The following is a 9,622-nucleotide window of genomic DNA, read 5'->3' as shown; positions in this document are numbered from 1 at the left end:
CTCCTGGCGCTTCAATACGGTGAAGAACTTAAACTTTCTTATCTGTTGAAAAATCGTCCCTAGGACGATCCATGATTATCCCATTCCGCCGGATTCTCACAACCAGCTAAACCCGCGCGAGGAGAAGAGCATTCTCGAGCAATGTGGCGCCTGTACCCTTGCTCCCTAGTCCGAAAAAATCGGACTACGGCGCACCTCTCCGCCCGGAAATGCTCTGTAGTCCGAATCGGCCGAATTAGAGCGGCGATTTCCAGAGGGAGCGTGCGGAAACGGCTCTGCAAGTGGGAAAAGTCGGACTAGAGACCGCTTCATCCTTCGCTCCCGCTACGCAGTCCGAAAAAGTCGGACTATAGTGTATATGGCCTTTTCATGATTCTACTCCATCCTCCTTCTCACCCACCACTCACTTGCACTCTGATCAAAGCTGTCCCATTCCCCGCAGCACGCCGCCAACTGCAAATTCACATGATCCTTCCGCTCAGCCGCATCCCGATGCTGATTGAAAAACGCGGTCACCAGGCTCCGATAAGGAATCATGCCTGGCGGGACAGCAATTCCTCAGTCAACACTACCTTGCCACCGTACGGATAAGCTGCTGAGCGGCGGGGATAGGCAACTCAGATGACCGGAACGGCTGCTGGGATGACTTTTTAGATGTATAGAGGCTAGAGGATGTGTCAATACTTGGAACACTTCAATCAGTAAGGAGCACTCCGTCCATGATGAGGGCCGAGAAGATTACATCCGTTCAGCTAGGATTGATTTTATTCACATTTGTCGTGTCTACCATCAACTTATCCGTCCCAGGCCAAATGGCCATGTTCGGCAAACAAGATGCTTGGCTGTCGGTTTTTCCATCGGTTACGACCGGTCTTCTCTGCATCTGGGTCATGATCAAGCTGGGCAAGCGTTATCCCGGGCTGACGATTATCGAATATAGCTCACAGATTGTTGGCAAGTGGGCAGGAAAGCTGATCGGCGTCAATTATATCTATTATTGGTTCGTCTCGATCACTACGATCACATATCAGCATTCCATGTTCATCAATACGCTGCTGCTCCCCAAAAGCCCTCACCTCGTAGGAAGCATGACCTTGCTGATTTTATGCGGGTTCGCTGTCTATGCGGGGATTGAAGTGGTTGGCAGAAGCAACGAGTTTTTGACTCCTCTGCTTATGGCGTTCGTGTTCCCCTTATTCATCCTGACGCTCCAGGAAATCCACCCCAATAACTTCAAACCGATTCTCGGCGACGGCTTCTGGCCGGTGCTGCAAGGGGCGGTTCTTCCGGCATGCGCATTTATGAATCAATTATTTATTTTAGGCTGGCTGCTTCCTTTCTCCAATCAACCCAAGAAGGCTAGAAAGGTTGCTTTGATCGCCTTGGCGGGAATAACAGGCATCTTATTGACGGTAGTTTCACTCTCGATTCTGGTGCTCGGCCCATTGACGGGGAGGCTGAGCTATTCGTTCCTGAGCGTGATTCAGTATATCGGTATCGAAGGTTCGTTCGAGCGACTGGAAGCGATTGCGGTCTCGATCTGGGTCATGGGCTGTTTTGTAAAATCGGCGATCTGTCTGTTTATTCTATGCCTGTGCGTGAGTCAGCTGTTCGGTATTCGCGATTATCGCGATCTTGTGTTTCCCTGCACGCTACTGGCTACGCTCGGATCGGTTTGGATTTTCAGAAACGGAGCGGATCTCCAGAACTATATCGTGTTCACCTTCCCCATATTGGCCTTGTTTAATCAAAGCATCATCCCGCTACTCCTCCTAGTGATCGATACCATTAGAAGAAAAGCTGTGGCTTCACGACATTGAAATCCATTTCCCGATCGGTTCAAACAAACGTACTGCCGGTGCAATAAAGCTGGGCAAAGGGACTTGTGCGATAAGCAAAGGCCCGAGAACCGCCCCCAAGCCGTTCAACGAGGCGAAGACGAAGGCTTCCTTCCGTTTCTTCTTGTTCAACAAGCGCCTCACGCTCCTGATCGTCCACCACAGCAGCACGAGAACATACCCGACGATTTGCAAAATCATTTTACGATTTCCTCCTCTTTCAGTTGCAATGGCGGGCCTGCCATCCCTACCCCGGTTAACGCCAATTGGACATCTACCGCTACTTTCACCTCAGGAAATGTTTGCTCCCACTTCGGTTGCAGCGTTTTCCATTGTTTATAGTGATTCTGATACATATCCATGCCAAATCCTACGCTATCCACCTTGTACTGCTTCTGCAGCTTGGCGACGACATCGCGAACTTGGCGTTCGACCGACTGCTCCAGGGCATGCTGAACGAGCTTCAGGTTGTTCGGCCGCGAAATATCCAGACGGGTGTTGTTCTCCACTAAACTCCCCACTCCCTGCAATTGAATGCGGACCTTCGGCGCGCCTCCATTTACTTCCGTAGTGATCTTGCGGTGCGCTGAGTTCAGCGTCATGCCGACATTCCCTTTCACATCCCCTTCGGAAATAATCGCGTTGATACGCCCATATTTCATACGATCCGTCAACCAGAGAAACCCGTTTGTTTCCTCACTGTCCAAAAAGCCTACCACCTTCATCTCTTTGAAAAAAGCCAAACCCGCGAGCTTAACCAATTGCTTATCGCCGGACTTGACACCGCCGGAATCGCCTTCGGACATGATTACACCCATTACCGGACTGATGCCGGGACTGGATGCAGCCATAAAAAACTCGCCGAGCGTCACAGCCAGTTCACTGCTGAGCGCTTCCATTTCCTTGATCGCCTCAATAGGCACTTGTTCGAACGGATACTTCGCCTCAAGAATGTCTAAGCCTTCTCCACCCTTGACGACCATGATGTACGTTCTGAGACGTTGTCGGGGATCATGTGTAAACACGTCCAATATATCGTTGATCCCATGCCGGGCTAGCGCTTCGCCAATAAAAATGACGCTTCGGTGGGCGGGAAACAGCCGGCGCGAGCTTTTTTTCTGTAATTTCTCGAACGCTTCGTTCGCATTGTTTCCCACCGCCGACAGCACAAAAAATTTCTCCTTTTCGCCGTCAGAGCTTCCCACACCGCCTTGAGAGGAAGAAGGGATCGCAATTTGGAGGGATAGCAAATACTCCCCGTCCTTGGTCAAATCGAAAGCGGCTCCGGAGACGAATGCCAAGTCGTTGATTTCGGTTCGGTCCCAGCACCCGCTTACGAGCAGCATGGAGACAAGCAGAACGCCTGCAATCGCTCGTTTCATGGGCGTTTCCCTCGCCTTGGACTCGGTTGTTGCCCCTCCGGCTCCCGGTAGGAAGGTTCTGAGCCCGCTATCTGCGGACGTAAGGTCTTGGCCCAAATCGGCGCGCGGATGAATATATCTTTTATACTGCCGAAGGAGATCGGGGTGAAGTAGGGGACGCCAAAGGAGCGCAGCGAGGTTACATGCAGCAGGATGGCGATAAACCCTAGTACGATGCCGTACAGCCCAAGCGTCCCCGCGAGAAACAGCATCGGAAATCGGAGCAGCCGGATGCCGTTGGCGAAGCTGTACCTCGGAATCGTAAACGCCGCAATCCCCGTTATCGATACGATAATAACGACCGGTGCCGAGATGATGCCAGCGAGCACGGCTGCTTGCCCGATGACCAACGCGCCGACGATGCTGACCGCTTGCCCGATCTGTTTGGGCAGTCGAATGCCCGCTTCTCTCAGCGCTTCGAAAATAATTTCCATCAGCATCGCTTCGATCAGCGCCGGGAAAGGCACCGCTTCGCGAGACGAGGCAATGCTGATCACGAGATTGGTCGGAATCATTTCCTGGTGAAACGTTGTGATGGCCACGTATAGCGGTGGTGCGAATATCGCGATGGAAATAAACAGGAACCGGATCCAACGAACGAACGTCGCAATGGGCCAACGGATGTAATAGTCCTCGCTCGCTTGAACCCCCGTCATTAGCGTCATCGGCACAACCAGGACAAACGGAGTATTCTCGACCAGGATCGCGACGCGGCCTTCCAATAGCTCGGCGGCTACGACATCCGGCCTCTCGGTGCTGTGCACTTGCGGGAAAGGCGAATAGGGGCAATCCTCAATAAACTCCTCGATATAGCTGGAATCGATAATGCCGTCTATTCGAATGCGTGCGATTCGCTCTCGGACTTCGTCGACTACGGCTTGTTTCGCGATGCCTTCGAGATAGGAGATGACCACTTGCGTTTGCGTGAGCCGGCCAACCGTCAGGGCTTCCATTCGGAGGGTGGAGGTTTTCAAGCGGCTGCGAAGAAGCCCCATATTCGTCGAAATGTTCTCGATGAACCCGTCTCGGGGCCCGCGGATGACCGGCTCGGAGGATGGCTCCTCCAGGCTTCGTTGCTTCCCTCCGTTCGTCCTGACCAACCAGGCTTGCTCATTCATAGAGGTCAAGATGGCCGTGTACCCGTGCAACAGTTGGCGAACCAACTCCTGTCCCTGCTTCGTACGCTCTATTTTACCGACCGAGATCCGGTCTTCCGGATAAGGCTTTAGCGATTCGGAGGATGCCAACAATGGCTTAAGGATATGCTCTTCGATTACTTGCTCATCTACCAACGTGGTCAAATATACGACCAAACATTCGGTTTTCGCGTTCAACCGAACGTTGCGGAACACGAGATCGGAGCAGTTCGGGAAAAGCTGGCGCAGCTTTCGCTCGTTCTGTTCCAAGTCGTAGGCGAGCTCGAAAGATTCCTCAGGGAAAGCAACCTCCTGTTCCAAGCGAGCATTTGGTTTCGAACGCAGCCATTTTCTTAACCGTCTCATGCTATCGTCCCCTCTTCAGACTGATACGTTATTTTCCCATTATTGGCTGAAATCATTCTCTATTCTCATTGTTGCCTGCCGAGAATGGGAGTATAGTAGAGGAATGCTGAAGGTTGGATAAAACAACGAAAAGAAAGTGATGCAGGATGAACAAGCTCGGCATTCGCTGGCCCGGCCGGGCCTTATTGGAGAAGCACTTAACCGGGAAGTCGATGGATCACAGGCAGATTACGAATCTCTTCTTTCCCATCCTGATTGATCAAGCTTTTATTGTCGTCATTTTCCTCATCAATACAGCCATGATCAGCTCGTCCGGGGTTGCGGCGATCAGTGCGGTCAGCACGGTGGACTCGCTCAACATTTTTCTGATCAATGCCTTCGTCGCCGTAGCAACCGGGGGAACGGTCATTGTCGCGCAATACAAAGGAAGTAGGAATGAAGCGATGGTGGCGAAAGCGGCTGCCGGTACCGTGGCTACCGTTTCATTACTTTCCCTGGGAATCGGACTGCTGCTGTTGGTGTTCTCGAATCCGGTCCTCGATCTGCTGTTCGGCGCTGCTTCGTCGGATGTGTTGGCCCAAGCGAAACATTATTTTATCGGCAGCTGTATCTCGTTCTTGGGTATCGGGATTGTGCAGGCGGTCAGCGGGGTCATGCGGGGGATCGGAAAATCGAGGGTATCGCTGATCCTGTCGCTCATTATGAATTTGCTCTTCGTCGGGTCGAACGTGGTGTTCATCTCGTTGTTGGATATGGGCGTCAATGGCTTGACGATCGCCATGAATGTGGCGCGCTACACAGCGGCTATCTGTGCAATCACTTATATCGTGAAGCTCGATGCCTCCCTGCGCTTGCGCTTGCGCGAGCTGCTCCTTGTTCGCTGGACGATGCTGAAAAAAATCATGTACATCGGCGTGCCGTTCGCCGCGGAGCAAATGTTCTTCAACGGCGGGAAATTGATGACGCAGGTGTTCATAGTCAGCCTCGGCACCGGTGCCATTGCGGCGAATGCGATCGGGAATACGATTGCCATGCTGTCGCAAATCCCGGCTGGCGCGTTGTCGCTTACGTTGGTGACGGTTGTCGGCCAATGCATGGGGCAGCGCAATGTCGAGGATGCCCGCAAGTTCATTAAAGCTTTCGTCGTGTTGTCTTCGCTCTCCCTGGTGCTGGCTACCGTTATTATCCTGCCGCTGTTTGGGCCGTTGGCCGGGCTGTTCCATCCGCCTGCAGAGATCATGCATGAGCTGTACTGGCTGACGCTGATCAACCTGATCGCCCAAATCCCTCTTTGGTCGTTTAGCTTCATCTTGCCGGCCGGGCTGCGGGCTGCAGGCGACGCAAAGTTCACATCGATCTCCTCGATGCTGTCCATGTGGGTCGTCCGGATCGTGCTCGGCTACGTGTTGGGCATTACGCTCGGGATGGGCATTATCGGCGTCTGGCTGGCGATGAACCTGGAGTGGGGCGTAAGGGGCGCTTTGTTTGCCTGGAGATTCAGGGGGCCTAAATGGTACGCGCATCGGTTGATTGAAACGGAAAAATGACCACGGCTGTGGTCATTAATATTTGGGTGATGGTTTAGTGATAGGTTTTCGTGATGCTGTCGGGATAGACGCTCACTTAGTCAATACAATCTTTCACCAAGAAGAGGCCGCTTATGCAGCGTACGTGCTGCACAGGCGGCCTCTCCTTTTTCTAGCGGCTTATTGCGAAAGCCCAATTCCTTGATAAGGCGAAGTCGAATCCAGACGGAAATCTTCCTTCATCGGCGTTTGAAGCGACCAAGTAGACGGGTTCGTTGTTGGATTTTTGCCGGTATGCGATCCCGCTTCAATGTTCTTGTACAGCGCCCCCGTAGGGAAGTAGTAGACATAATCGCCATAGTCGAAGTATATCGAGCCTCCGTACAAGCTGGAGGTATCGTCCCACCGTTCCACCAAGCTCCAGTCGAAGGTAGAAGGGAACGTTACATCCTCGAAGACGATCGGCGCCAAGCTGGTGTTCGTAGTGTTGCCCGTAGCGGTGATGTTGCCGGAAGTGCCGTTGTTCCCGCCGATCGTATCGATGAACACTTGTGAGCCGTCCCTCGTGTTGTTCTTGAAGATCATCGGATTGTTCGTATTGTCGGACACATAGAACATTTTATTGGCATTCACATGCGTGCCGGGCAATTCATCGTACTGGTAGTTCAACTGCCGGATCATATTGTCCTCGAAACGGAATTTGGTCAAATAGTTGGATGGCGTATTGTGAATGTAGGCCAGGATGTCGCGGCTATGGGAGAAATAGTTGTCATGGAAATATACTTCATCGCCCGAATTCGGCGTCTCTCCTGCGCCTGCGCTGATTCGAACGGAGAACAGGCTGCTAGCGGAGCCGATAAAGACGTTGTTGTAGATTTCGGCACTGCCGGTTCTCTGACTGTACTGGAAGCAGCCGTCTTGCCACAGCTGGAACGGATCTTTCCAATCGAGCGCGTTCATGACCACTACGTTGTTATGCACCTTGATCCCGTCGCCCATATTGGACAGCTGAATGCCTTCGGTTCCAGAGCGCAGCACCCGGTTGTTATAGATCTCGAGATTGGTGAAAATGTGCTGGGTATCGAGGTTGCTGCTCGTATTGCCGATGTACATCCCTTCCGATTCCGAATCGTGAATGTACAAGTCGTGGATTTTGACCCCGTCCATAACGGCCGTCGGATCGTTGTCGGTTTTGATCAGCAGCCCGGCGAAGCCGGCATGCGCCACCTCGATGAAGGACAGCTCGAAATTAGTCGCCTTCTTGCCGACGCCTATGCCGTTGGACGTATTGCGGCCCACCTCGATCCCGTAATTGCCGGTGGAGGTCGAGTAATTGCCGTTCTGATGCCCTTGGAAATTAACATGGCCGGTTTTCAGCGTGTTGTCATACTTCCCGGTCAGAATCCAGTGCTTCCCGCCTTCAATCGACAGGGTGTACGAGTGTGTGCCGGTCACTTTGACCTGCCCTCCGTAGTTGGAGATGATGAGCGGATTGGCGGCCGTTCGAATCGGGAGATTGCCCAGCTTGATAAATTGATACGTTCCTGCGGGGATGTAGAGTCGCTCCAGCGTGTTCCAGTCTACATTCGGGAAAGAAGCCTGCAGGTCGATGTAGTAGATGGAGCCAGCCCCTTGCACAGGCAAAATCAATTGGCTGTATGCCGAGATGTCGATCACGAGCGAACCGAATACGCCGGATCCGTCTTGAGCCGTCGCTTTCACGGTTACGGTGCCGTCGGCGACCGCCGTCAGCAGGCCGCTGGAATTAATCGTGGCGCTTCCGGTTCCGTTCACAACCGACCAGGTAACGTTATTGTTCGTGGCGTCGAACGGAAGCACAGCAGCCGACATCTGCAACGTGGTCGATGTGAGCATGCTGGTCGCTCCTCCTGCCGAGGTCACGTTGATGGCGGACACAGCGCGGTTAGGTGCATCCTGCACCCCGTTGCCGTTCTCGTCGATCCAGCCTACGAACGCATATTCGCTCGCGCGGTTGGTCATCGTAAGCGGCGAACGGGCCATCAAGTATCGGGCTTGCGGCGCTACCGGGCTGCTGCTAACGTCGCTGTCCAGGATCCATGGCGTTGTCGAGCCGGTAGACAGGTTCTGCGCGCTGTTGAAGTTGATGCGAGTTTCGGTGAGCCCGCTGTCGTTGGTCGAGTCTATATCGTCATCCCACCAGAGCGAAGCGTATGGTGTCTGGTTTCCTCCGCTCGACGCACGGTAGCGGGTCCATGTAGAAGTAATTCGGACCTTGCTCCAATCCGGGCCGAAGTCGATATATCCGACACGATTGCCGTACGCCGGTGCATCGGCAGCGGTTGCACCACCGGTCGGTACGCCAGTCAGGGCATCCAGTGTCGGTTGACCGTCGAATGCATTGTTCATCGGGAAAAAAGAGCTTCCGGTCGCCTGCCCGGCCGAAGCGGGTCTGATTACCTGGATCGATTCCTCGTGAATGTAGCCTACAATGCCGTATTCACTAGCCCGATTCGTCATGTTCGCCGGCGAGCGGAGCAACAAATACCGTCCTGCCGGAGCAACAGGGCTGCTGCTGACGTCGCTGTCGCGTATCCATGGGGTTGTGCTGCCTGTATTGGGAAGGGATTGAACACTGTTGAAATTAATGCGGGTTTCGGTCGTGCCGTCATTCGTCATATCGATGTCGTCGTCCCACCAGAGCTCCGTGTAAGGGGTCATGTTGCCCGTACTGGACGCACGGTACTTCGTCCATGTGGCCGTGATCCGGACATTCGCCCAGTTCGGCCCGAAGTCAATATAGCCGACTCGGCTGGTCGAGTACGCCGGCCCATTGTTCGCCCCTGCTCCGCCAGTAGGCGTCCCGGTCCCGTCGACACCCGGATCGGTGGAGTCGAACGCATTTTCCAACGGGAAAAACTGGCTTCCGGTTGCCGCTCCTGCTGCGGTGGGGATGATCATTTGCGGATCACCGCTTGCCATAGCCGCACTCCCCAGGCAGAAGAGCGCAATCAATACCAACATGCCCAATAACAAGCCGCCTGCTTTTTTCATCACATGCCTCCTCAAAGAAAAGTTATTTACATAACCGCCTTGGCGGGTTATGCCGGAGCAAAGGAGTCGGTCGGGATGTCTGCTTTGGGTGAGCTGCACAGGGTGCAAGGCAGTGCTAGAGGTTTGATTACGGGTATGCGGAAGTGAAAGGTGTATCAGCATCGTATCAGAACCTTCCGCTTCCACCAATGGGGGAATATTCCGATTTGCATCGGTATATTCTGATTTTGGGATGATTTGTATGGTGGACACGAAAAAAGCCGATTGGCTGCTATTTGTTTACATAATAATAGTTATGTAGT

Annotated in this window: 6 protein-coding genes; 2 read left to right on the top strand and 4 right to left on the bottom strand. The window is 53.3% G+C overall.

Going from position 1 to position 9,622, the window contains the following annotated elements:
• The first annotated feature begins 719 nt into the window (after window positions 1–719).
• Window positions 720–1,820 carry a GerAB/ArcD/ProY family transporter gene (locus PKO02S_RS24665; RefSeq protein ID WP_127587187.1) on the top strand — a complete coding sequence of 367 codons (1,101 nt, stop codon included), beginning with the start codon at window positions 720–722 and terminating at the stop codon, window positions 1,818–1,820.
• Here the strand turns inward: PKO02S_RS24665 and PKO02S_RS24660 are convergent.
• The 3 genes from PKO02S_RS24660 to PKO02S_RS24650 are packed head-to-tail and all read right to left on the bottom strand — an operon-like array spanning window position 1,809 to window position 4,761.
• Window positions 1,809–2,039, bottom strand: a complete 231-nt coding sequence (locus PKO02S_RS24660; protein WP_127587185.1) for a hypothetical protein — start codon at window positions 2,037–2,039, stop codon at window positions 1,809–1,811. The genes PKO02S_RS24665 and PKO02S_RS24660 overlap by 12 nt on opposite strands.
• Window positions 2,036–3,220, bottom strand: a complete 1,185-nt coding sequence (locus PKO02S_RS24655) for a Ger(x)C family spore germination protein (RefSeq protein WP_127587183.1) — start codon at window positions 3,218–3,220, stop codon at window positions 2,036–2,038. Before PKO02S_RS24655 ends, PKO02S_RS24660 begins: the two co-directional genes overlap by 4 nt.
• Window positions 3,217–4,761, bottom strand: a complete 1,545-nt coding sequence (locus PKO02S_RS24650; protein WP_127587181.1) for a spore germination protein — start codon at window positions 4,759–4,761, stop codon at window positions 3,217–3,219. Before PKO02S_RS24650 ends, PKO02S_RS24655 begins: the two co-directional genes overlap by 4 nt.
• Before the next feature lie 146 nt (window positions 4,762–4,907).
• Here PKO02S_RS24650 and PKO02S_RS24645 point away from each other — a divergent pair, with 146 nt between their 5' ends.
• Complete coding sequence (locus tag PKO02S_RS24645; RefSeq protein ID WP_127587179.1) at window positions 4,908–6,308, top strand: MATE family efflux transporter; 1,401 nt, start codon at window positions 4,908–4,910, stop codon at window positions 6,306–6,308.
• Window positions 6,309–6,467: 159 nt separating this feature from the next.
• Here PKO02S_RS24645 and PKO02S_RS24640 read toward each other — a convergent pair whose 3' ends face one another.
• Entirely contained in the window at window positions 6,468–9,320 is a 2,853-nt protein-coding gene (locus tag PKO02S_RS24640) for an Ig-like domain-containing protein (protein WP_164821663.1), read from the bottom strand.
• Window positions 9,321–9,622 lie beyond the last annotated feature (302 nt).

Source organism: Paenibacillus koleovorans NBRC 103111 (genome assembly GCF_004000845.1).
GTDB classification, from domain to species: domain Bacteria; phylum Bacillota; class Bacilli; order Paenibacillales; family NBRC-103111; genus Paenibacillus_AA; species Paenibacillus_AA koleovorans.
The sequence above is the reverse complement of the archived record's forward strand: the minus strand, read 5'-3'. Positions and strand labels throughout refer to the sequence as shown.